This is a genomic window from Weissella viridescens (assembly GCF_003862435.1).
GTDB lineage: Bacteria > Bacillota > Bacilli > Lactobacillales > Lactobacillaceae > Weissella > Weissella viridescens_A.
In genome coordinates this window covers 66,159-89,038 of record NZ_RHGY01000007.1, presented here as the reverse complement: position 1 = coordinate 89,038, position 22,880 = coordinate 66,159, and the positions used below count along the sequence as shown (strand labels likewise).

Sequence of the window (22,880 nt, the reverse complement as noted above, 5' to 3'; positions counted from 1 at the left end):
AATGGGGACCGCTTTTTTATTAATTCATCGTTGGTACGATACCGCCATCCATCCGTAACGCCTCTCCTGAAAAGGCTCCGGCTTTGGGACTCGCTACATACGTGACAAAATCTCCGATTTCTTGAGGTTTAATTAACCGCTGAATCGTCGATGTGGGCCGATTATTTAACATAAATAAACGTTCTTGTTCAGCTAAACTTGTCACATCAGGATACAAACTCGTTAATAGACTGCGCACGCCCTCAGTTAAAGTTGACCCTGGCATGACCGTATTCACTGTCACCGTCGTTCCCGCCGTCTGCATACTCAAAGACTTTGCCAGACTTAAATTCATCGCCTTAGTCATCGAATAATGGGGCATTTCTGGACTAGGCATCACAGCCGCTTCGCTTGCAATAAAAATAATGCGACCATTGGCATCCTTTTCTAAAAGACGTGGTAAATAAAACTTTGCCAGGGCAATCCCCGAAACCGCATTCACTTCAAAATAATGACGCCAATCTTCTAAAGTCAACCCCGCAAAGGTCGCCTCTTCAAAAATAGCCATGTTATTGACTAAGATATCAATGTCAGGAAATCGTTCATAAAGCTCAGCGCGTTCCGTTTCTTGGCTCAAGTCAAAAGGTGCGGCATCAACGGTTACCTCAGGATAGCGTGCTTGTAAGTCACTTTGTACCTGCGTGACCGTCTCTACGCGACGTCCATTAATGATGACATTTACTCCTTCTTGTGCTAAACTTTCGGCAATGGCATGCCCGATCCCCTTAGTTGAGCCTGTCACTAGCGCTGTTTTATGTTTTAAGTGTAAATCCATTTCCCTTACCTCTTACTTTTAATTAGTTAAATCAGCGTAACACACTTACTTATTGTAAACAACATGCTCACATCAACAATTTCGATTACATTTATTAAGGGGGGTTTCGTTATGTTTGTCTTTACCGAATTCGAAACACCCATTGGCCTAGTGCAATTAGTTTTCCCAGAAAGTACTTATGCGCCCGCATTGTTTAACGTTATTCAAACACATGTGTCTGAATTCGCAAAATGGTTGCCTTGGGCTACCACAACTGATTCAGTTGAAGCAGAAGTAGCATTCATTAATGATGCCCGCATGAAGAATGCCCAATATGAGTTACTGTCACTGGTCATTCTCGTTGATGGTCATCCTTCTGGTACCATCGATTTACATGATCTTGAGGCAGAAATTCATCATGCCAAAATTGGTTATTGGTTAGATCCAACGTATCAGGGTTTCGGCATCATGACCGAAGCCGTCAAACAATTAACACAACGTGCATTAACCGACCTCGGCTTTCATAAGCTCACGATTGAAATCGACACGCTTAATGAAAAGAGTATTGCTGTAGCTGAACATGCTGGTTTCACCTACGAAGCCACTTTAAAAGACCAGATCATCAATGAGGGCGAATATCGTGACGTATTCCTTTATACAAAATTGGCAGATTAAATCGTCCATTTAAATTTTTTTTAAAATTTGTACAAAAAAAGAGGCCAATGGCCTCTTTTTTATTAATCCCAATTCACATTTTCAGGAACGCGAACCAAATCATCATTAACTAATTGTTCTGCAATCTCGACAGTATTCCAGGCCGCACCCTTCAACAAATTGTCAGAGACAATCCACGCATGAAAGGCACCTTCATTTTCCAAATCACGACGGACACGTCCAACAAATGTGTCACGTGAGCCTTCTGCTAACAAAGGTTGTGGATAAATTTGGTGGTCCGGATCATCTTGAAGAACCACGCCATCGGCTCCCGCAAAGGCTGCTTGTACGCTTTCACGTGTAGCTGACTTGTCGTCAACTTCAAAATAAACACTTTCTCCGTGTCCAATAATAACTGGAACACGGACGGTTGTTGCTGTCACCTTAAGCCCTGTCGCCTTTGGATCCCCCAACATAATCTTCTTTGTCTCTTCAATCATTTTATACTCTTCATGGGTATAACCCTCATCTTCAAAGACATCGATTTGCGCAAGGAGATTAAATGCCAAAGGATAGTGTTTAGCATCACCCTTCACCGGCAAAATATGGGCATCTTCATTCATGATTGCGCGATTACCATCAATAAATGCTTGTGCTTCAGAAATCACTTCATCCATCGCACTTTGGCCAGCACCAGAGGCAGCCTGATAGGTTGAAACAATCACTTGATTCAACCCAAACTGATCTTGAATTGGCTTAAGTGCCACAACCATTTGAATCGTTGAACAATTTGGATTAGCAATAATCCCTTGGTGTTGACGTAACGCTTCTGAATTTACTTCCGGAACAACTAAAGGCACACGTTCATTCATGCGCCAATATGAAGAGTTATCAACGACAACTGCTCCGCGTTTTACGGCTTCGGGTGCTAATTCAGCTGACACGGAACCGCCCGCAGATGCTAACACAATATCAATCCCCTCAAAAGCATCTGGTTCTGCCAATTCAACAGGAATCGCCTCGCCATTAAAGGTCAAATGCTTCCCAAGTGACCGTTCCGACGCCAAAAGCTTAACTGATTTTACTGGAATGGTTGAGTGTTCTAACTGTTCTAAAATGCGATTCCCCACAGCGCCAGTCGCCCCTAAAATCGCAATGTGATATCCTTCTTCTGACATTTGTTTCTCCTTACAGATCCATAACTGCATCTAAACCAACTGCTAAATAATCACCCACTTGGTCTACGTGTTCAATTGCTAAGACCACACCAGCCATAAACGACTCACGTGAAATAGAATCCTGACTGATGTGCAGTGATTCGCCTGTGGCACCAAAAATAACCTCTTCGTGCGCCAAGTAACCCGGTAAACGCATAGCGTGTACTTGTACGTCATTGATGTCTTCACCTCGAGCCGGTTGGCCAACACCAACTAAACGTGGGTCTTCACGACGACCGTCCGCAATTTTTTTAGCCGTTGCCCGCGCTGTTCCAGAAGGTGCATCAAGCTTGTCTTGATGGTGAATTTCCAAAATTTCAGCATCCGGCATGTATTTGGCTGCTTGACCTGCAAAATGCATCATCAATACGGCAGAAATTGAAAAGTTTGGAACAACCAAAACATGACGCTTTTTGTTTTGCGCCAATTTTTTAAGGGCATCAGTTTGTGCTTCTGTGAGACCACTCGTTCCAATCACAACATCCATATCGGCATTAAGGGCATATTCAGCATTATCATAAACCGTTCCAGGCGTTGTCACATCTACCCAAACATCAGCACGAACGTCAATTAAATCAAGGCCCTCAAAAACGGGGACATCTGCGGGTTTCGGATGTGGTGCTAAAATCCCCACTAACTCCAGGCCATCAGTTTGTGCGATTTGTTTTTGAATCGCTTGGCCCATTTTACCAAAGCCACCGGCTAGCAATACTTTTGTCATTAGGCTTGGTCCTCCTCACCTTGATCCGCCAATAATTCATGAAGATGCGCCGTTTCAGTTTCGTTCAAAGGCAAGATTGGGAGGCGGGTTGTATTTTCGACTTCACCATGTTCCGCCAAAATTGCTTTAACGGGTGCTGGTGATGGATAAGCAAACAAGGCGCTCATCTTTGGTGTTAACCAACGTTGTAAACGTCCAGCTTCTGGAACATCCCCAACCTCAAGCGCAGTAAACAAGGCTGCCATTTCAGGACCATAAATATGTGACGTCACTGAAATTGTCCCTTGCGCCCCGACAGCTTTCGCAGCCAAGGTTTGCGCGTCTTCACCTGTATAAACCCAAAAATCATCTGGTGTATTTTCAACAAGGTAGCTTAAGTCATCAATTGTCGTGACTTGCTTAATCGCATTGATATTATCGTGTTGGGCTAACGTCAAGACACTTTCATTGGTTAAACCAACTGCTGAACGACCTGGAATGTTGTATAGCATCACGGGTACAGTTGCGGCGGTTGCAATCGCACGGAAGTGTTCAATCATCCCCGCTTGACTTGGCTTATTGTAGTAAGGTGTCACGGCTAAGACTGCGTCCACGCCATCAATGTCACTGACTTCTTTGGCAAACAATGCTGAGTGTTGCGTATTGTTGTCACCCACATTGGCAATCACAATGCCACGTGCGCCAACATAATCAGCAAAATGCGTATACAGTGCAATTTTTTCTAAATGCGTTAAAGTTGGTGCTTCACCAGTTGTACCACCAATGACAAAACCTTGTGTTCCTTCATCAATCAAACGATCCGTTAATTTATCCAAGGCTGGATAGTCAATTTCAAGCCCGTCATCGGTAAATGGCGTAATAATTGCTGTAATCAAGTTAATATCTTCGTACATGTTTGTGCTCCTTATGCTTGTGTCATGCGCCAGTCCAAGAATTCCGTAATTGCTTGTACCCCAGGTACTAGCGCCGCTTCATCTGGACTTAAAGTTGCTTGATGTAGATTGTGTTGTGGATCATTTACGCCTAACCAGAACATTGTTCCGGGAATTTGATGGAGCAAATACCCAAAATCTTCGGCAGTCATCGCTGAATCAATATCACTGAAGTCAACATCATCCGCATTTTCCATAAAATCAATAAACCGTGCCGTTGTCTCTGGGTCATTTTCGACAGGCTGGTAGCCACCCTGCTCTAACTCAAAATCAACATCTACATTAAATGTTTCGGCAACGCCATTAGCAATGCGCGTCATACGTGCCATCATCATTTCTAAATTCTTTTGGGTAAGTCCCCGCATGGTTCCAATGAGTTTAGCTTCACTAGCAATAATGTTTCCCACACTACCACCAGCATGGAAGCTCCCAAATGTCACCACACCAGCATCAACTGGGTTGAGATTACGCGAAACAATGGATTGCACGGCTGAAACAAAACTAGCTCCAGCCAATAAAGCATCATTGGTCAGATGTGGCATAGCTGCATGCCCTCCGGCACCCGAGAAAGTAATCCGAACCACGCATGATCCAGCAAAAAGCGTTCCTTGGCGTGTCGCAATTTGCCCAGCTGGTAATGCTGGATTATCATGCAACCCATAAAATTCATCGGGACGCCATTCACCACTGAAAACACCTAAATCATATAGTTTCTTACCACCAAATTCTTCTTCTTCAGCTGGTTGAAAAAGAAATACAAGATTATCTTTTGGTTGGTGTACAGTGTAGTAATGCAAAACACCTAAGGCGACGGTCATATGCATATCGTGCCCACAGGCGTGCATCTTCCCCGGATGTTTCGAGGCAAATGGTAAGCCGGTTTCTTCATCGATAGGTAAACCATCAATATCCGTTCGATAGCCTAAGGTCCGTTGTGGATCTGAGCCTTTCAAACGTACCAAAATCGCCGTTGGTAATTCAGGCACTTCTCGAATTTCCATCCAAGGTGCTTGCCAATCTGCGATAACGGCCTTCAAGTAATCATGTGTTTCAGTTTCTTCTAATGCCAGTTCTGGAATTTGATGTAAATCACGTCTGATTTCAACTAACTGTGCTTCATCTAATAATGCTTCAGCCATGTCTGATTCTCCTTAGTCTAGTTGACGAAGGGCATCGACCAAAGCCGTTTTACTCTTTGTTTGATCATCCAAAGTCTTAATGACCTTGGCTGGAACACCAGCAACAACAGTGTTTGCTGGTACATCATCTGTGACGATGGCACCCGCAGCAACAACGGCATTGTCTCCGACTTGCACACCTTCAATAATGACCGCACCAGCACCAACCAAAACGTTATCACCAACACGAACGGGTTGTGCAGAGGCTGGTTCAACTACCCCGGCCAAAACGGCGTTAGCACCGATGTGTGAATGTTTTCCCACTAAGGCACGACCACCAAGAACTGCTCCCATATCAATCATTGAAGCCTCACCGATTTCGGCACCAATATTAATGGTAGCACCCATCATAATGACCGCATTTTGTCCAATGACCACTTGATCACGGATAATGGCACCTGGCTCAATCCGAGCTGGAATATTGTCGTAATCCAACAAAGGGACACCTGAATTACGGGCTAAAATTTCGACGTGTGTTTGGCTAATCAAGGCTTCATTATCATCCAAAACTGGCTTAATGGCGGCCCAATCTCCGTAGATAACTCCTGTATCTTCATTTAAGAAAGCTTCAACGCCCTCTGGAAATTCCAAAATCTTAAGGGCACCATCCCCAGCAATGTCGACACGCACAGGCGTCAACTTCGGTGCGGTTGCAATGGTGTTGATAATGTCTTCTGCAGATAATTCAGTCATAGTATTCTCCCTTATTTCAATCCGATTAAAGTTCATAGTGATGATCCAAGCGGACCATATCAGCATAGGTTTCACGTTGGACAACTTCTTGTGATTGCCCATTTTCAACAAACACAACCCCAGGTCGTGGATTACGGTTATAATTTGAAGCCATTGAGTAACCATAAGCGCCAGTTGCGTTCATAACGACGACATCGCCAGGTTCAAGTTTAGGCAAAGTTTGCTCATCAATCAAAATATCACCAGATTCACAATACTTACCAACTAAGCGAATAGCTTCAGTTTCACGCTCATCAGCTGGTTCAGCTAATTCAGCCTCGTAGTCGGCTTGATAGAGCGCTGGTCGAATATTATCACCCATTCCACCATCAACGGCAACATAATGACGCATACCAGGCAAGTCCTTACGTGAGCCTACCGTATATAAGCTGTAACCTGATGGTCCAGCAATTGAGCGACCAGGTTCAATCCAGATTTCTGGCATTGGGAGGTCACGTGCTTGCGTCGCCGTTTCAATACTGGTGATAATGTCATCAACCAATGTGGTAGGTGGTAATGGTTGATCATCTTCAGTGTAACGAATACCAAAGCCACCCCCAACATCCAAGACTTTAGGTACAAAACCAGCTTGTTCTGCCAATTCAACTAAGCGTGTTGCAACGCCTTGGAAGCCAGCTTCTTCAAAAATTTGTGAACCAATGTGGGCATGGAGTCCCAGCACATTTAAATGTTCACTCGCCAACGCAAGTTTAACGGCTTCAACCATTTGACCACTATCGACGTCGAACCCGAATTTACTATCGACTTGCCCGGTTGAAATGTATTCGTGCGTATGCGCTGAGATACCTGGTGAAACACGTAAGAGCACATCTTGTGTTTTATTAGCTTGGGCGAGCAGGTCTTCTAATAGATGCAATTCATAGAAGTTATCAATAATAATCGTCCCGACACCATATTCAATTGCCATTTGCAATTCTTCTGCTGACTTATTGTTTCCATTAAATGAAATGTTTTCCATTGGGAAATCGGCGCGGCGGGCCGTATACAATTCACCACCTGACACAATATCAATGTGCAAGCCTTCTTGCTTGACAACTTCATACATGGCGACTGTAGCAAACGCCTTTGAAGCATAAGAAACAGCGTATGCCACACCGCGATCTTCAAACGCTTGCTTGAAGTCACGCATTTGTTGGCGCATTTGTGGTACATCGTACACATATAAAGGTGTGCCATATTCCTTAGCTAAATCAGTTGCTGCAACACCAGCAATTTTCACTTGTTCACTCATTTTGTTTGCTCCTTTATTTCCCTAATACACGGGTTAACCGTTCTTGTAAGTGGATAGATACTTCCCACGGTGTAATCCCAACGTGCGCCCCGACATCTTCAAGGGTGTTTTCTTGACCATGATTCTTCCCAATCACAGTCACCTTGGTACCAACTGGGAATTCATGCGGTAGGGCAACCATCATTTGATCCATGGCTGGTTTTCCAATCAATGGGCATCGTTCCCCTTCAATAATCACGTCAAAGCCCTGAATCTTACGGCTTAGACCATCACCATAACCAAGCGGAATGGTCCCAACCCACTCACCTTCTGAGGTGTAGTAAGTATGTCCATAGCTGACGCCATCCCCTTCATGACATTGCTTCACAAAATTCAACTCAGTTTCCAGGGTCAAAACTGGCTCGACATAACTTGCATCACGTAGTTCACCTTGCGAAGGTTCGATGCCATAAGCAATCGTTCCAGCACGAATCACATCTGTTGGGATTTCATCAGCGTGATATAATGCTGCGGCTGAATTGGCGAGATGTACCATGCGTGGGAGCTCTAATCCGTCGGTCAATTCGTGCCAACGTGCAACTTGCTTATGGAAGTAATCAACCTTTGGTGAATCAGATTCTGCAAAATGCGTCATAATCCCCAAATCATCAAAGACATCAGCTTGATTGCGGACATACGTCAAGGCATCCGCCAATTGTTCACGGTCCGTGAAGCCAATGCGATTCATACCAGTATCAACGGCAATGTTTACTTGCAATGGCTTTGCAACACCCGCCAATTCATCCTTCGCTTGCGCCAACCATGTCTGATCCGCAACCGTTAAAATAATGTCGTATTCAGCTGCTAATTTAGCGTATCCTGGTGGCGTGATACCAAGGACTAAAATTGGAACTGTAATTCCGGCTTGCCGGATCGCTAAGGCTTCATCCAAAATGGCAACTGCCAATCCGTCCACGCCTGCTTCAACCGCAGCCTGACTCATGGGGATGATGCCAAAGCCGTAGGCGTTTGACTTCACGGCTAACCACATAAACTGAGCTTGCGAAGCAGCACGCGTCGCATCTAAATTGTGTTTAACAGCTGATTTTGAAACAATCACGCGGGTGGGTCTTGTAATCGCAACTACCATGTCTTATCCTCCAAAAAATCTATAAAAAAAATCCGAATTACAGGGAACGCCCAGTAATTCGGATTCAGTAAAGTACACTTATCTCGATAACGAACGACAGCTCCCCACTACTTATATGAGCAGTGACAGTCTAGCAACTCTTAATCACTAGCCCGGCATTGGATTTGGCCCAAATCACAACACCTCGGCAACTTTCCCTTTCGCTAACTTCACCGTCTGGCAAACTCCATTAGCTAATTTTGTCGGTTGCAACCTCTATCTATTTATTAAATTACAATTAGATTACTAGTTTTTTGAAAAAAGGTCAAGCCTTGACTTTCATCATTTTCACATGTTTACTTGATGACAAACAAATTGGAGGTTACTTTTATGAAAGTCGTTAAGTTTGGAGGGTCCTCATTAGCTGATGGACCCCAGTTTGAAAAGGTTATCAATATCATTATGAGTGATGCGGACCGGCGTGTTGTGGTCCCTTCTGCACCTGGTAAACGCTTTTCAGGCGATATAAAAGTAACGGATCTCTTTATCACGTTTGCTGAGAAAACCATTAGTGGTGCTGATCTCACTGAAATCAAAAGCACGATTTTAAAACGCTACACCGATATTCTTGATTATTTCAAAATTGATGATCCTGAGTTTGTGGGGATGCTCAAAACTGAACTCGATCGTCTTAACCGGGTCCACTATCCTTCTTTTGATTATCTTTTTGCAGCATTTACTGGACATGGCGAATTTTTTAATGCGCAATTGCTTGCAAACATCTTAAATCACCTCGGTCATCCGGCAAAATTTGAACGCCCTGATACAATTGGTATAGTTGTCGACGGCACGCCTCGGGCATCCGCAATCGTACCTGCTTGCTATGACACCATGAAGCAAACAATCTTAGATGAACAGGTGATCACCGTGGTTCCTGGATTCTGTGCATTTGATGCCGACGGGTTGATGGTCACCTTCTCACGCGGAGGTTCTGATATCACTGGTGCAATTCTGGCACGCGGGCTCAAAGCGGACTTGTATGAAAACTTCACAGATGTTTCAGCCATTTACACGGTTAACCCCAACTTGGTCCCTGACCCACAAAAAATTAAGACGATGACCTTCCGTGAAATGCGTGAACTCTCATATGCCGGTTTCTCAGTCTTTCATGATGAAGCCATTCTACCTGTGATTGAAACGAACGTTAAAATCAATGTCAAAAATACCAACGATCCTAGTGCGCCAGGAACGATGATTGTTCCAACCAGTGCCGTTGATGAAGCAACACTTTCTCCGGTAACTGGAATTGCGACCGACTCACGTTTTGCTGCCATTTATATTCATCGTTACCTGTTGAATAAAGAGGTTGGTTTCACGCTTAAAATTTTACAGATTTTAGCTAAACATGGCGTGAGTTATGAACATATGCCTTCTGGTATTGATGATATGACGATTATCTTTGATAAATCACTGGTGAGTGACGAGCAAATCCATGCCGTTTGCACGGAAATTGAAGAAACCGTGCACCCAAATGAAATCGCTCTTATTCCAGAGTTTGCGATCATGATGGTCGTTGGTGAAGGTATGCATGTTTATCATGATGCCCCTTCTAAAATTCTCACTGCATTAAGCGATGCACAGATTAATGTTGGCATGATCAACATGGGCGCTTCAGAAATTAGTTTAATGTTAGGGATTGATACCCATAAAATTGATGAAGCCACTAAAATTATTTATCAACAATTCTTTGATTAAATCAAAATTGGTATAGTTAAAAAGCCAACTGGCATTCAGATCCAGTTGGCTTTTTTTATGCAATTAATCAATATATCCGGGCTTACCGGCTTTGTATCCAATGACAATCATCATGAATGCCATGACCACAACCAAAAGTAATGGCGTAAGGAAAGAATCCGTCCAGTTAACTAACAACCCAAACAATACTGGTCCCACCGCAGCCAGCGTATAACCGACCGTTTGACTCATTCCAGATAATTCGGCGGCAACCTGACCAGACTTTGTTCGAATGGTGAACAAAATCAATGACAGACTGAAAGCTGAACCAACAGCGATTCCCAAAATTAAGACGGCCATGACCATCAAAACTTCATTTCCTGTAAATAACAACACCGTTCCCAAGATGATGGCTGAACCTGCAAAAATAACGAAACCAGTTTGATTCTTCACTTTTTCAGCAAAAACTGGCACCACAAATGAGGCTGGTAAAATCATCAATTGCATCAGTCCCAATAGACTTCCACCAAAAGCTAATGAGTAGCCTTTACTTTCGATGATTTTTGGTAACCATGAGATGTATGTGTAAAAAATCAATGATTGTAAGCCCATAAAGGTCGCCAGTGACCAAGCGATCTTCGAGCGATAAATATTAATTTTCGTCGTGGTCGTTTGACTTGCCTTTGCGCTTGTTTGAGCGTCATCCGCACCACCAGTAATCAAGATAATCACCCAAACAAGCAAAGCTGGTAGCGTTAAGAATCCAACTGAGGCCAAGGCAAGCGTTGGCACATGATGCACTAATCCCAAAACTGGAATTGCTGCACTAGAACCAATGGCACCCATTAAATTCATCACAATCGTGTAACTACTCGTCATTTTACCAAGATGGTTTGGAAAAAATGTTTTTGCGAGTGTTGGTAGCAACACATTTCCAAAACAAATCCCGACAGCAATAATGACTGTCCCAACATAAAGACCAACATTTCCAGTAAATGATCTCACTAAGATTCCCACTAGAACCAAGCAGATAGCCCCTATAATACTTGGAATTAGGCCGAGTCGCCGCGAGATTTTTGGTACAAGGGTTGATAATACAGCGAAGACCAATAAGCTAATTGAAGTTAATTGACTTAAATTAGTTAGTGATAGACCCGTGGTTTCACTCAATGATGGGATTAACGGTCCCACTGAGGTTAGTGGAATACGTAGCATTGCCGCCAGTAGCAGAATCCCAGCTAGAATAAGTTTCATTTCTTTTTTCATAAAATTATCTCCGATTAATCATATAGTTTATAACTTTTGTGTTTGATTCGTTTGTGTCCGACTTTGTAAATTCAAATCATAATTTCGCGCAGATTTAAAAGCCCAGGTAATGGGTGCACATAAGAACACAGCCATCCCACAGATTAAGAATACCCGGTTGACCCCTACGGAATCAGCCAATGGTCCGAACACGATTAATCCGATTGGTCCAGGTAGGCTGAGGATTGACATCGTCACCCCCATTACCTTACCCAAATTTTCATTCTCGTAGCTTTGTTGAATCATTGCCATCAACAATGTATCAAAGAAAGGCACCCCGACTCCCGTAATGAATGTGAGCGCGACAAAAATGACAAATCCTGTTTTAGAGGGTTCTAACATGCCACTAATCATCATCACAATGCCTAGTGAAATGTATGACAAGATAAACGGGATCATCCGATTCTTCCAATTTCCAAATAGACTGATGAACAAGCCTCCCGCCAGCATTCCAACTGAATAACACACTTCAACCAAGCCAACTTGTCCAATTGAAGCCTTAAAATAGTCCAACGTCATTAATGGATATAAACTCGCAATCGGCATGATGAACAACGTTGAAATTGAACCAATCACAAGTGAAATCCAAAGCCCCTTGTTTTGCGTCAACAGACGTACACCAATCAACATATCTTGAATAACCGTTTTAATTGGATGGGCTTTTGCAGCCAAATTAGCTTCGGTTGCGTTAATCTTTGGAATCTTAACGAATTGCAACATGAAAATCCCCAAAATTGCGCCAAGTACATCTAGCAACAAAAGGTATTGGACCGATACAATCGTAAACAGAAAGGCGCCGAGCGCAGGTGCCACAATCATATTAGCCGATTGAATCATGCCGAATTGTCCGTTAACTTTAGTTAAATGCTCCTCTGGCGTGATGGTTGGAATAATTGATTGAATCGTTGGCATCTGGAAAGTTTGCGCAACGGCTCGAATAAACAGCGCTAAATAAACGATCCAAATCGAGACATGTCCCGTAAACAAAATGACAACGGAAAGGACTGCCGCTACCAATGCTGCAATGACGTCCGGTATAATCAACAATAATTTTTTGTTCCACCGATCCACATAAGTTCCAGCAAAGGGACTGAGTAAAATCATCGGTAACATCCCAATAATGGTGGCATAACTGAGCACTTTGGCTGAATGCGTTTGCTCAGTCAAATACCAAATAATTGAATATTGAACAGTCATACTGGTAATACCTGTTAAGAACTGACTCAATAAAAAAGCGCCGACATTTTTTTGCCAGCTTGAAAGTGTTTTAAATTTAAACAAAATAGTGACTCCTTAGGTATTTTTTTCAACGCATCAGCGTTAAAAAATGATCCATAATGGCGTTCACACCCCAATGCACCTACATCACTTTGGGGGAACTGCCTGAAGGCATGACCGTTGTTCCGCGACAACCATGCAATTTCATTGAAAATGAACCTGAAATTCCAGTATATTTGAACTAATTTTTTAAGTCAATCACTAAATTGAGGTATTCCTAAACTATAAGGCTATGTTATGTTCATCGCTATATGCTATTATTACCGCATTTAATATGCATAAAGCGCTGCTTTAAAATTTACTTTCAATGCTATAAGGCATATAATGATTTTCATGTGATTTTATATTATATGTAAACATACACAATTAAAACATCAAAGGACCTATCAAGATGACCGAAACCGTCCCCGCTAGTCAACCAATTAATTCTGACCGGCTTTTAGAAAATTTAACCCAATACGCCTCGTTAATGATTGAAAATGGTGCCGAAGCTTCTCAGGTTGAAAATCAACTCGTCACAATCAGCGAATTTTTGAATGTTAAAATTAACTGTGCAATCACGTTAAATACAATTTTCATTAACCTAGATAGCACGAGTAAAACAGAATTGATCAAGGTCAATTCAAATTCTTTCAATCTTCAAAAAGTGGATGCACTTACCCAAAATACATATGCCCTCTTAACAAAGCAAATTAATTTGAATACTTATTATGATCGAATTGATAATATTGCACACAAAAACATCAATTATCCCGTTTGGCTTCGTTTTTTGGGTGCTGGCTTAGTATCAATGCCACCTTTTCTACTTTTCCAAACAACACCAATTACATACTTATTTGGCTTTATTCTAGGCCCAATTGGCTACTTTTTGAACAGTTCGGTCGATCGTCATGTTGATTTACCCTATGTTGCTAACGTATTTGGTGCCTTTACAGTGGCGTTTTTAGCTTGTTTGGCTGGAACATTTTACCCGATGACATCGGTCGCAAGTTTGATTATCTTTGGCTTGCTCCCCCTTTTCCCAGGTACTTCGATCGTGAATGCCATTCATGAAATTATTCATAATGAGATGATTTCAGGCCTCATTCGTCTTTTGCAGTCACTTCTAAGCGCGGGCGCCCTAGGTGTTGGTTCAACAATTGCCGTCGTCATTTTCAATGCAATTTTCTAAACGTCATTTCAAAAGGACTTTAACCTATGACAAATTATCACATTCTTATGAATATGTTGCTGAGTTTTACCGCTGCTTTAGGCTTTGGAATCATTACCAATGTTCCTAAACGATCATTGATTCCCTCAGGTACGATTGGGATGCTTGTTTGGATTGTTTACCATGGATTATCAATCGCTTTACCTAATTCGTTGGTACTGCCTAATTTGATGGGTGGGCTCATTATTGGTTTACTATCTCAGGCATACGGAAGCCATTATCACGTGTCTTCTAACGTTGTTGCCATCCCTGCTATGGTGAGTCTGGTTCCGGGTAGTGGTGCTTATGAGGCCATGAAATTATTAATTACCCCCAATCACAGCTCATATGCTGCTCATGCTCAATTTCACAACGTTTTTGTTGTCGCCGTTTCAATCACGATTGGTTTCTTCCTAGCTGAATTCGTCACGCTCATGATTGGAAAACTTAACCATAGTCGTGTTAAGTCAGTTATCAACGAAACATGGCGTCGTCTATTGTAAGCATATAAAAAAAGAACACGACATTCTTGTCGTGTTCTTTTTTATGGTTTCATTAAATCATTGAAATATCGAATAGTTAAGGCTTCATTCGCTGGCTGTGACATTTGGTTTGAGAACAGGAAAATTCCCGTTTTACCATCCTGCGAAATGCGATACGACGATTCGAAACCCACTAAGGTCCCGTGACCACCATAAGCATTATTACTTTGAAAGGTATACACCCCTCCAGCATACTGTTTTCCAGGGATTGGATGGGTTAACGCTCTGAACTGGGCTTTTGAAATCAACTTACCGTTAATTTCATCAGTCAATACTTTATAATACGTGTATGGCGTCGCATAAGTATTCCCCGTTCCCACTTCTGAATAAAAAGCAGCTTTAGGCGCATCAATCGGATGTTGCCCATCCAGTTTATACGCGACCGGTCGGTGTGAATTGCTCAAAAACTGCGGATTATTTTCAACATGGTAATATGGTTGAATATATTCAGCTAATAATTCATCGTAAGACTTATGCGATAATTTTCTTAAAATACCAGACACAATCATATAATTGGCAGCACTATAACGCCATTTCCCATTTTCACCATATTGTGGTTGATACGTTGAACGCTTCACGACATCATTAATATAAGCTTCTTCAGATAGATTCTTTTGGCTAAAACGATCAACCGTATAGCCACTTGTCATATCAACAAGGTCTTTCACCGTCACTGTATCAGCATGCGGTAAGTTAGGATAAAACTTGGAAACTTTTGTTTCAAAATTATATCCATGATCATGTAGAACTTTAACTAACATTACGCCAGTAATATTTTTAGTAATCGACGCTAACGGATATGTCGTTGTAATTTTGTTTTTATCGCCTGATTGATTCGCTTTTCCATAAGCGCGGTTTAACACGATTTGACCATTTTTAACGACCAACACTGAACCCTTGAATCCATTACTCTTTAATTCTTGATCCATTTGATTCACCAATGGACCTTGCACATAGGTTGGCCGATTGCCATTATCTCTAAACTTTTTTGAGTCTTTAAACGTTGCTTTCGTTGACGTCTTTTTCGAAGTGGTTTTGCTTTTCCCCGCCTCCTGCCGTGGCCCGGATTGGTTTAAAGCCAAGACCAATAGAAAAAATACGCCTATGACGGCTACAAGGAGTATCCTTCGCCGTCTCTTTTTTTGTTTTGATTGATTCAAACGCATTTCATTTACGACCATTTACATTAATTCAATGAACATTTGTAGCGTTAGTATTAGTTACCGCTGCGGGCCTAGCCTTAATCAGGTCCAGCTTGCTTTCTAATAGTTTTTGAACACCACTTCATGTCCGACAACTTTTCCATAAATATATTTTGCTAAATTAGAATTTTTTCCAGTAACTGAATACTGATTTGATTGTAAGATAACCGCATCACGGCCATCCTTACTCATGTATACATAATCTTCAAATCCTTGCATCACCCCGCGACAGAAGTAAGCACGGTTTTGGTCTTCTGAATAAAGCCCACCGGAATAAATTTCATGATATTGTGACATCGGCGTCGATACCGCTTTAAATTGATCATTTGAGACAATTTTATGGTTAATCTCAGACTCGAGCAATTGATAGATACCCCATGTATTTGTAAAGATATCTCCCGTCCCTAATTCCTTTTGATAGGCAGCTTTATGGAAGGGAACATTTACGCCTTCAACGGTACTCCCCAATGGTTTGCCTAGATTGTTTGTATAACCTGGCAATGTTTGTAGCTCAGATTGATCGCCAAACGTTTCAGAGACAAGTTGCTCATAGGTTTTTCCCGTTACTTTTTGTAAAACCCCAATCAATATATGATAATCGGTCGCATTATAGTGCCAGGTTGTTTTCGTATGATCATAGTAAGTATGCTTCAAAATTTCGTTAATATAGTCTTGCTCATTCCCCAAGTGCACAGGGGTAAATTTATTGGTCTCATACTTAGCATTCATGGTGATTAGCTGGCGAATTGTAATATTTCCCGCATTTTGCATATCCGGATAGAATGTTGAAAGTTTCGTCTCAGGGCTATAGCCTTTTGCTTCCAACTGTTTAACTGCAATGACGGCAGTCACATTCTTTGTTAACGATGCAATCGGATACTTCGTTTCAGTTGTGTTATCTCGTTGTGATCGAATGCTCGTTTTACCATAACCTTGATTTAAAATCGTTTTACCATCTTTAACGACTAGAATTGTCCCACTAAACTTATTTTGTTTAATTGCACTTTCAAAATGTTTGGCTTGGCTCGTTTGAGCGGCGACCTCATACTTTGTTTGATGTGACAATTTATTTGGCGCGGACGTCGTACTTGTTGGATGATCAACTAATGTCGTACCTAGGTAAGCTACCCCACAGACACCAGCGATACTAGCGATGGCGATTATCCATTTGGATTTCTTTTTTAGGGGCATGCTTACTTCTCCTTACTATCTTTATGTGTGACAACTGAACCATCATCTGCTGTTGTCCCATTTTGTGGTTGTGGCTTTGCCAAAATACGTTGGGTGACGGTACTGATGACTTCATCATTTTCTGGTAAATCAGAATGTTCCGCATCAGATCCTGTCACCGTGATTTCAGTATAGTCTTTGACTTGATTTTGGTAGATATACTTCCCTGCACGAACGGATTCTTCTGGCACAATACCATCAGATGTGTAGGTTTTAGTCCCCGCAAGTGCATATACAGTTAAATCTTTTGGTAATTGTTTTTTATGTTTAATGAAATCCGAAAGCATTTGCGTTCGGTTATGAATAGACGTTTCCTCAAAGTTGAAAGGTGTCCCCATCGTCAAAAGCTTTTTAATTTTGACTTCTGGGTAATTTTTGGCATACCGCTCAAGAAAATCAGTGTACACTAACCCACCATTCGAATGTCCAATACCTTTGTAGTTGTTAAATTCATATTTATTTTGAAGCATTGCAAACGCTGCATTAAACATTTTTGACTGTTCTTTAATATTTTTATATCCATCATGGTTATTTTCAAACCCAACCACAATAAACGGTTCATTATCATTTTTCAACTTTTTACCATCAATCGTAATGCGTCCATCATTCCAAACTTTCACCTTAATTAAACTGTGTTGCACGGGTGCATTTTGATTAATGTCTGCAACCATACCATCAAACCGGTTGTTAGTTGCCGAGCTACCTGGAATCAAAATTACTGGTGACAGTTTTGAATTATAAAAACGATCTAGTTCATTAATATTCATTTTTGTCCAAGAATAGGCTGGAATTGCGAGCACAAGTATTAAGATTGCACAAACGACAATGCCGATTATGGCACGTATTCGTTTTTTCACCATAATTTTCACCACCTTAGTGCCTTTCATTTAGGCGTGTCTGGATTCGCTTATCTAACTTGACGAAAGGAATGTAAATCAAAACATCAATGATAAACATGCCAATCCCAGCCAATAAGGCGACAAAATTCCCACCTGACCCGATAAAGGCGATGAGTGGTCCTGGAGTCCCAATTGGCACAGGATAAATCGAAGGTGGCATTGCCTTACAGCAAATGAGCAAGGCACCCAGGCATACATTTACTGTTGGTACAAGTACAAAGGGTAGCAGATAAATCGGATTAAATAACACTGGTAATCCAATCATCAATCCCTGCCCACTTCCAAAAATTGTTGGTAACATAGAAATATGACTGGTTGCTCTTTGCTTACGATTATTTGAAAACAAGAGGATGGCAACTCCTAATGCCAATATTCCGCCAACCCCACCAAATAAACCAAAACTATCATAGAGGCTTTCTTCAGTAAATGGATTAGGAACTTGCCAAGGACTATGATGCTTTAAGGCAAACATTAAATTGGCATTGGCTGTCGGACTTGTAAAACTATTATCAAATTCAAACGGCCCACTCAAGCCAACCCATCGTAGCCCAGTCGTCACAATCGTCCCCAGTAAGGTCATGCCAAATGTCCCGCGTTGTAAGGTGCTGACAACAGTTTCGATGCCATTCGTAATTGGTGTAAACTTAACCAGGGCATTTAATCCAACATTAAGCACCAATCCACCAGCTAGTACTAAGGCAACAACCCCAATCATGCCGTAGTTATTCACGTTATCGGCATGTCGATCATGTTTTTGACCCCAGCGAGCGACGCGACCAAAAATACTTCCAACAAGGTAGCCAAAAATAAGACCCACTAATAGCCCACGCATACCAGTGTACCGGGTTAAGGCGGCTAACTGCATATGTCCTTTCACCAAATTCGCTGGATTAAAAACGAGAACATATGCGACCGCAGAAGTAATGCCCGCCTGATAAATCCGATGACTATATTTTCTGACCGTCAATTCAGCCATGTAATATGCTGCTAAAATCCCCAGAATACCTAACGTTAAATGCGTTAAATTTTGAAAGTAATGATTTAACACGTCATATTTTGGTAAAATATCTGGAATATTAAAAACATTATTCACGAATCCTTCGTCGTCCAAAACAGTCTTACGGAAAGCAGATAAAAAGCTTCCGATAATGGCAAATGGAAATAAACGTGTCAAAGTTTGTTGCGTCAAATCTACAAAGCGATATTGGCGGATTTGGTAGAACCATTTAAATAAATTTTCTTGCATCCTTCATACCCTCTAATCCATCATCATAAATACTATTTTAACATGTTTACCAAATACGAGGCTTATGGTTACAAATTATATTTTGTCGCGTTATGATATGAGTAGTCTCTTTTTGAAAGGAGCTGTACTAGCATATGCATCAACCAAATCAAGCGGATTATATGGCCGAAACAATCGCCAAAATCATGAAAAAATATCGACTCACAGGTAAAGTACTCCTCATTAACGCCGAGCAATCAAATCAAGATAATGAAGGCGTTGGTTTCGCAAATAAAGCTAACACTATACCCAATCAGGACAATGATGTGCTGTATCCAAGTGCCTCACTCCAAAAAGCGATGACAGCTGCCATGATGATTCAAATTATCAACGAATCAAAAACTAGCACAAACCCGATTAGTGAGTACACAACAATCGAACGCTGGTTCCCTGATTTAAATAAGGGAGCTGCCATCACTATTAGCCAATTATTAACCCATACATCTGGCATCGTTGATTTGAAATCAGAACGTGATCCTGGGTTTATCATGACCGAAGATCAGGCCGTCCAAGCCACTGTATCTCGCATTAATGCCAGTAAATTATCCCTCACTCATTTTTATTATGATAATGATAATTACATTTTACTGGCCGGTATTATTCGGCATGAGACACAAATGAGTTATGCCGATAATCTAACTCAGCGGATTATCAACCCACTTAATCTATCGCATACTTTTATGTGGCATGATGTATCCCCACAAACCCACAAATTAGCGGTTAGTTATCGATCAATTGGCCCCTGGCAATACCGGAAACCTCGCCTAGCAAATCCCCAATTAATGTCTTATATCGTTGGCGCCGGAAATTTGTATACAACCCCAGATGACTATTTAAAGTTTCAACGTGGCTTGCACAATAATCAAATTTTAAATGTAGCAGACTATACGCAACTCACACATCAACCTGATCAACCCAAGAATGGCTACTCTGGTGGGATGTACCATCGCCATCGAGGTAAACTCAAAAAAGTTTATGGTTATCTAAGAGGCACGAATTATCGAAATTGGGTTCAACTATCAGGCGATAGCCAATATGGAATTATCCTATTTTCAAATCAAAGTCGTTCAGCTGCAACCGTAAAACATGCTGCCTACGATATTTTACAACTTTTCTCAGATAAATTTGATGCTAAATAGCAACACTGTTTGTGCCCCCATGTCACGCGACATACGTTCACTTTCAGTGTTTTTTATTTGCGTTGAAAAAAAAGATGAATATCTTGCAGTGTCTGTTTGGCTTCTGGCATCGCTTGCCACATTGGATAATCATGTACGAGTTCAGGGTGAACTGATATCGCTACTTCATTTCCGCCGGCCACCTCACAAGCTTGTGCAATTTCACTAACCGCTGACGCAACACATTCATTGCCACCAGAATCGAACCGTAAACGCCCGAGTGAACTATAATCGGCTAACTGCATGAAATCAAATTGTTGGTATGCAGCATTATTCTGCATACGTCGCATTCGATTTGGATCCAGAACTAAATCTGCATGAGCAGCTTTTTCTGGAACACTAAAAGTCGTATCTGGACATAACGAAACAAATGCCGTTGCATCCGGTCGGATCAAGGCTGCATCTCGAATATCTAACAATAGTCGAAAAGCAATGTTGGCACCGGCAGAGTCTCCCCACATATAATGACCAACTGTTGGATTTTGCGCTACCCAGTCTTGGTAAACGTCTAATATCCATGGTCGAATATCAGCAATTTTTGCAGGTGCTAATGGATAATCCGGAATAGTCACAGCGTATCCCATTTTCATAAAAGCGACGGCAACCTGATTGAACGCCGTTGATGCTGGTAATATAAATGCACCACCATGCAGCATGAATAATTCACCCTGCGTTGTATCTGTCAAAGTAAGACGGCGGACAGTATGCGCATCGTATGCTACGGTGGTCTGGTTTACCTTACTTGGAAACTTTAATGCCCTAGGTCGATTTTCAGCGGGTATCCGTTGCATTTCCTCAAACGTATTCATCAGTTGTTGTCGATAATTCATCTCAGCCAATTTTTGATTAATTGAAGTGGCCACTTCTGAAAGCATTATGTTACCTCCTAAGCAAAACGCGTCAAACCCGAGGGTTCAACGCGTGATAGACTACTGCTTAAATTTGCTAAAATTATCTGATGCGGTTGGACGATAGTTCGCCCATGCTGCATCAAAGAACTTATCATTGATTTTGTATTTTGGTTGCGCTTGTTTTTGCGTCAAGAATGGGTCAACATGGTCATCCATTGCTAACCAACCATTCCAACCTAAATGAATCGTATCTTGCATAAAGTACGGCTTATTACCATCCTTCGATAAATCAACCACATTATTAAAGCCCTGTGAACGTAATTGATATTCAATCTTCTTCACTGAACGTTGGTACATGCCTTCGTTCAATCCAGTATATGCCACCCACTTATGATTTACTGGTGGGATGACAAACATCACATTCGTATTCGATTGGGCAAATTGTTCCAATACCAATTGGAAGTCATTATATTCAACCGACGACTCATAATTAATTGATTTCTGTTTACCAGCCAAACCTTTCTCAGATTGACGAACACGCTTATTATAAAATGTGTTATCAATACCAAAACGATTATTTGTGGTACTTTGTTGTCCAAGGTGTGTTGCAACTTGACCCAACTTTTCACGGTTGTATGGTTGCGGTAATTTCTTACTCTCAGGCAAAATCTTTTTGTTATAGTTGTCTTCAATCCGCCACTTACTAAAGAAAGCATCTTCATGATTTACCAACGATAACTGGGCATTAATACGATGCTTTTCGAATGGCGTCAAAGATTTACCATTAGCCACCTTTTTCATCATTTGATTAATTGATCCCTGAGGTGCTACTTTCAAAAAACGTTGTGCTGCAAAACGATCTGCTTTCGTACCTGTTTGATTCTTTAAGAAATCAAGCCCTTGACCTGTACTATAAAAGATAGAAAAGGCTTGAGGGTTATCTGCATTTTTAATAAACCATTGTGGTGAAATAACAAAAACAGCTTGCTTATTTTGGATTTGTGGTAACATCTGCTGCATACCAAAATAGTGCGTCAATGCCGTTGAACCACTTTGTCCAAGAAGAAATGGTCGATAACTGCGATGGTATCCCTCAGCAAGTGTTGATGGGTGCATTGCATCCATTCTCTTCCACTCACTTGACCCAAAAAACGGGACAAATCGATGCTGCTTATCTGATAAGGCCTGTTGTTTTAGGATAGCACTTTTAAACACGCGCGGTGAAGTTGCAGTTGCTGCTTTACGTTCAACTTTATAGTTGGATTTAGGTTGCGTATTCGCTGCGAGAATCACCACCAAAATTAAAAGTACTGCGCATAACAATGGCCCAAAAATCAGCCAAAGTCGTTTACGCATTCCGTAATTCCTTTACCCCTTCAACAATTTTGTTAGCCGTGTTCCAGTCATCACGTCCCATTTCTGAAACAGGTACCTTGATGCCAAACTTTGATTCCAAAGCCACAACTAACTCGACAACCGCCATTGAATCCAAAATACCTGCATCAAATAAATCATCATCCATCATGTCTGAAACATCTTCCATGAACAAATCATCAATAATTGCGATGACTTCTGCTTGTACATCCATATCTTCTGCCAT

22 protein-coding genes and 1 riboswitch are annotated in these 22,880 nt (G+C 41.6%); of the genes, 5 read left to right on the top strand and 17 right to left on the bottom strand.

The window, feature by feature from the left end; translation table 11 throughout:
* Positions 1 to 19: 19 nt before the first annotated feature.
* A complete protein-coding gene (locus D3P96_RS06775) occupies positions 20 to 814 on the bottom strand; it encodes an SDR family NAD(P)-dependent oxidoreductase (protein ID WP_124943620.1) in 795 nt (264 codons plus the stop codon).
* Between the two features lie 111 nt (positions 815 to 925).
* On the opposite strand from D3P96_RS06775, the gene D3P96_RS06770 reads away from it, so the two are divergent.
* Entirely contained in the window at positions 926 to 1,468 is a 543-nt protein-coding gene (locus D3P96_RS06770) for a GNAT family N-acetyltransferase (protein ID WP_185696114.1), read from the top strand.
* A gap of 62 nt (positions 1,469 to 1,530) precedes the next feature.
* Here the strand turns inward: D3P96_RS06770 and D3P96_RS06765 are convergent, their stop codons facing one another.
* The 7 genes from D3P96_RS06765 to alr are packed head-to-tail and all read right to left on the bottom strand — an operon-like array spanning position 1,531 to position 8,608.
* Entirely contained in the window at positions 1,531 to 2,625 is a 1,095-nt protein-coding gene (locus D3P96_RS06765; protein WP_124943618.1) for an aspartate-semialdehyde dehydrogenase, read from the bottom strand.
* 10 nt (positions 2,626 to 2,635) lie between these two features.
* A complete protein-coding gene (gene dapB / locus D3P96_RS06760; RefSeq protein WP_124943617.1) occupies positions 2,636 to 3,385 on the bottom strand; it encodes a 4-hydroxy-tetrahydrodipicolinate reductase in 750 nt (249 codons plus the stop codon).
* On the bottom strand, positions 3,385 to 4,278 hold the full coding sequence (gene dapA / locus D3P96_RS06755) for a 4-hydroxy-tetrahydrodipicolinate synthase (RefSeq protein ID WP_124943616.1): 894 nt from the start codon (positions 4,276 to 4,278) through the stop codon (positions 3,385 to 3,387). The genes dapB and dapA overlap by 1 nt, the downstream gene beginning before the upstream one ends.
* 11 nt (positions 4,279 to 4,289) lie before the next feature.
* Positions 4,290 to 5,456 carry an N-acetyldiaminopimelate deacetylase gene (locus D3P96_RS06750; RefSeq protein WP_124943615.1) on the bottom strand — a complete coding sequence of 389 codons (1,167 nt, stop codon included), beginning with the start codon at positions 5,454 to 5,456 and terminating at the stop codon, positions 4,290 to 4,292.
* Between the two features lie 12 nt (positions 5,457 to 5,468).
* The gene (gene dapD / locus D3P96_RS06745; protein ID WP_124943614.1) at positions 5,469 to 6,188 is read right to left on the bottom strand and encodes a 2,3,4,5-tetrahydropyridine-2,6-dicarboxylate N-acetyltransferase; all 720 of its coding nucleotides are present in this window, start codon (positions 6,186 to 6,188) and stop codon (positions 5,469 to 5,471) included.
* 25 nt (positions 6,189 to 6,213) lie between these two features.
* On the bottom strand, positions 6,214 to 7,479 hold the full coding sequence (lysA, locus tag D3P96_RS06740) for a diaminopimelate decarboxylase (protein WP_124943613.1): 1,266 nt from the start codon (positions 7,477 to 7,479) through the stop codon (positions 6,214 to 6,216).
* A 13-nt stretch (positions 7,480 to 7,492) separates the two neighbouring features.
* On the bottom strand, positions 7,493 to 8,608 hold the full coding sequence (alr, locus tag D3P96_RS06735; RefSeq protein WP_124943612.1) for an alanine racemase: 1,116 nt from the start codon (positions 8,606 to 8,608) through the stop codon (positions 7,493 to 7,495).
* 89 nt (positions 8,609 to 8,697) lie between these two features.
* A riboswitch (Lysine riboswitch) is annotated at positions 8,698 to 8,874 on the bottom strand.
* A gap of 103 nt (positions 8,875 to 8,977) precedes the next feature.
* Between alr and D3P96_RS06730 the strand changes: the two genes are divergently transcribed.
* On the top strand, positions 8,978 to 10,342 hold the full coding sequence (locus tag D3P96_RS06730; protein ID WP_124943611.1) for an aspartate kinase: 1,365 nt from the start codon (positions 8,978 to 8,980) through the stop codon (positions 10,340 to 10,342).
* 63 nt (positions 10,343 to 10,405) lie between these two features.
* On the opposite strand, the gene D3P96_RS06725 is transcribed toward D3P96_RS06730, so the two are convergent.
* Both D3P96_RS06725 and D3P96_RS06720 read right to left on the bottom strand, forming a co-directional pair.
* A complete protein-coding gene (locus D3P96_RS06725) occupies positions 10,406 to 11,587 on the bottom strand; it encodes an MFS transporter (RefSeq protein WP_124943610.1) in 1,182 nt (393 codons plus the stop codon).
* A 27-nt stretch (positions 11,588 to 11,614) separates the two neighbouring features.
* Positions 11,615 to 12,907, bottom strand: a complete 1,293-nt coding sequence (locus tag D3P96_RS06720) for an MFS transporter (protein ID WP_244919081.1) — start codon at positions 12,905 to 12,907, stop codon at positions 11,615 to 11,617.
* A 388-nt stretch (positions 12,908 to 13,295) separates the two neighbouring features.
* On the opposite strand from D3P96_RS06720, the gene D3P96_RS06715 reads away from it, so the two are divergent.
* Together D3P96_RS06715 and D3P96_RS06710 are read left to right on the top strand one after the other, a co-directional pair.
* Positions 13,296 to 14,075: a threonine/serine ThrE exporter family protein gene (locus D3P96_RS06715; protein ID WP_124943609.1), complete on the top strand. Its 780-nt coding sequence runs from the start codon at positions 13,296 to 13,298 to the stop codon at positions 14,073 to 14,075.
* Between the two features lie 26 nt (positions 14,076 to 14,101).
* Positions 14,102 to 14,596, top strand: coding sequence for a threonine/serine exporter family protein (locus tag D3P96_RS06710; RefSeq protein ID WP_124943608.1), 495 nt, complete (start codon positions 14,102 to 14,104; stop codon positions 14,594 to 14,596).
* 41 nt (positions 14,597 to 14,637) lie between these two features.
* Here D3P96_RS06710 and D3P96_RS06705 read toward each other — a convergent pair whose 3' ends face one another.
* The 4 genes from D3P96_RS06705 to D3P96_RS06690 all read right to left on the bottom strand — a co-directional run bounded on the left by D3P96_RS06705 (position 14,638) and on the right by D3P96_RS06690 (position 19,212).
* Positions 14,638 to 15,564, bottom strand: a complete 927-nt coding sequence (locus tag D3P96_RS06705; protein WP_185696113.1) for a serine hydrolase domain-containing protein — start codon at positions 15,562 to 15,564, stop codon at positions 14,638 to 14,640.
* A gap of 333 nt (positions 15,565 to 15,897) precedes the next feature.
* Positions 15,898 to 17,028: a serine hydrolase domain-containing protein gene (locus tag D3P96_RS06700; protein ID WP_124943606.1), complete on the bottom strand. Its 1,131-nt coding sequence runs from the start codon at positions 17,026 to 17,028 to the stop codon at positions 15,898 to 15,900.
* Between the two features lie 2 nt (positions 17,029 to 17,030).
* On the bottom strand, positions 17,031 to 17,924 hold the full coding sequence (locus D3P96_RS06695) for an alpha/beta hydrolase (protein ID WP_432422550.1): 894 nt from the start codon (positions 17,922 to 17,924) through the stop codon (positions 17,031 to 17,033).
* Positions 17,925 to 17,940: 16 nt separating this feature from the next.
* Complete coding sequence (locus tag D3P96_RS06690; protein WP_124943604.1) at positions 17,941 to 19,212, bottom strand: PTS transporter subunit EIIC; 1,272 nt, start codon at positions 19,210 to 19,212, stop codon at positions 17,941 to 17,943.
* Between the two features lie 134 nt (positions 19,213 to 19,346).
* On the opposite strand from D3P96_RS06690, the gene D3P96_RS06685 reads away from it, so the two are divergent.
* Entirely contained in the window at positions 19,347 to 20,390 is a 1,044-nt protein-coding gene (locus D3P96_RS06685) for a serine hydrolase domain-containing protein (RefSeq protein WP_124943603.1), read from the top strand.
* Between the two features lie 53 nt (positions 20,391 to 20,443).
* Here D3P96_RS06685 and D3P96_RS06680 read toward each other — a convergent pair whose 3' ends face one another.
* Genes D3P96_RS06680 through dltC form a run of 3 tightly spaced genes read right to left on the bottom strand, consistent with a single transcriptional unit; the run spans position 20,444 to position 22,868 of the window.
* On the bottom strand, positions 20,444 to 21,304 hold the full coding sequence (locus D3P96_RS06680; RefSeq protein ID WP_124943602.1) for an alpha/beta hydrolase: 861 nt from the start codon (positions 21,302 to 21,304) through the stop codon (positions 20,444 to 20,446).
* A 54-nt stretch (positions 21,305 to 21,358) separates the two neighbouring features.
* On the bottom strand, positions 21,359 to 22,636 hold the full coding sequence (gene dltD, locus D3P96_RS06675) for a D-alanyl-lipoteichoic acid biosynthesis protein DltD (protein ID WP_124943601.1): 1,278 nt from the start codon (positions 22,634 to 22,636) through the stop codon (positions 21,359 to 21,361).
* On the bottom strand, positions 22,629 to 22,868 hold the full coding sequence (gene dltC / locus D3P96_RS06670) for a D-alanine--poly(phosphoribitol) ligase subunit DltC (protein ID WP_124943630.1): 240 nt from the start codon (positions 22,866 to 22,868) through the stop codon (positions 22,629 to 22,631). The genes dltD and dltC overlap by 8 nt, the downstream gene beginning before the upstream one ends.
* Positions 22,869 to 22,880: the final 12 nt, after the last annotated feature.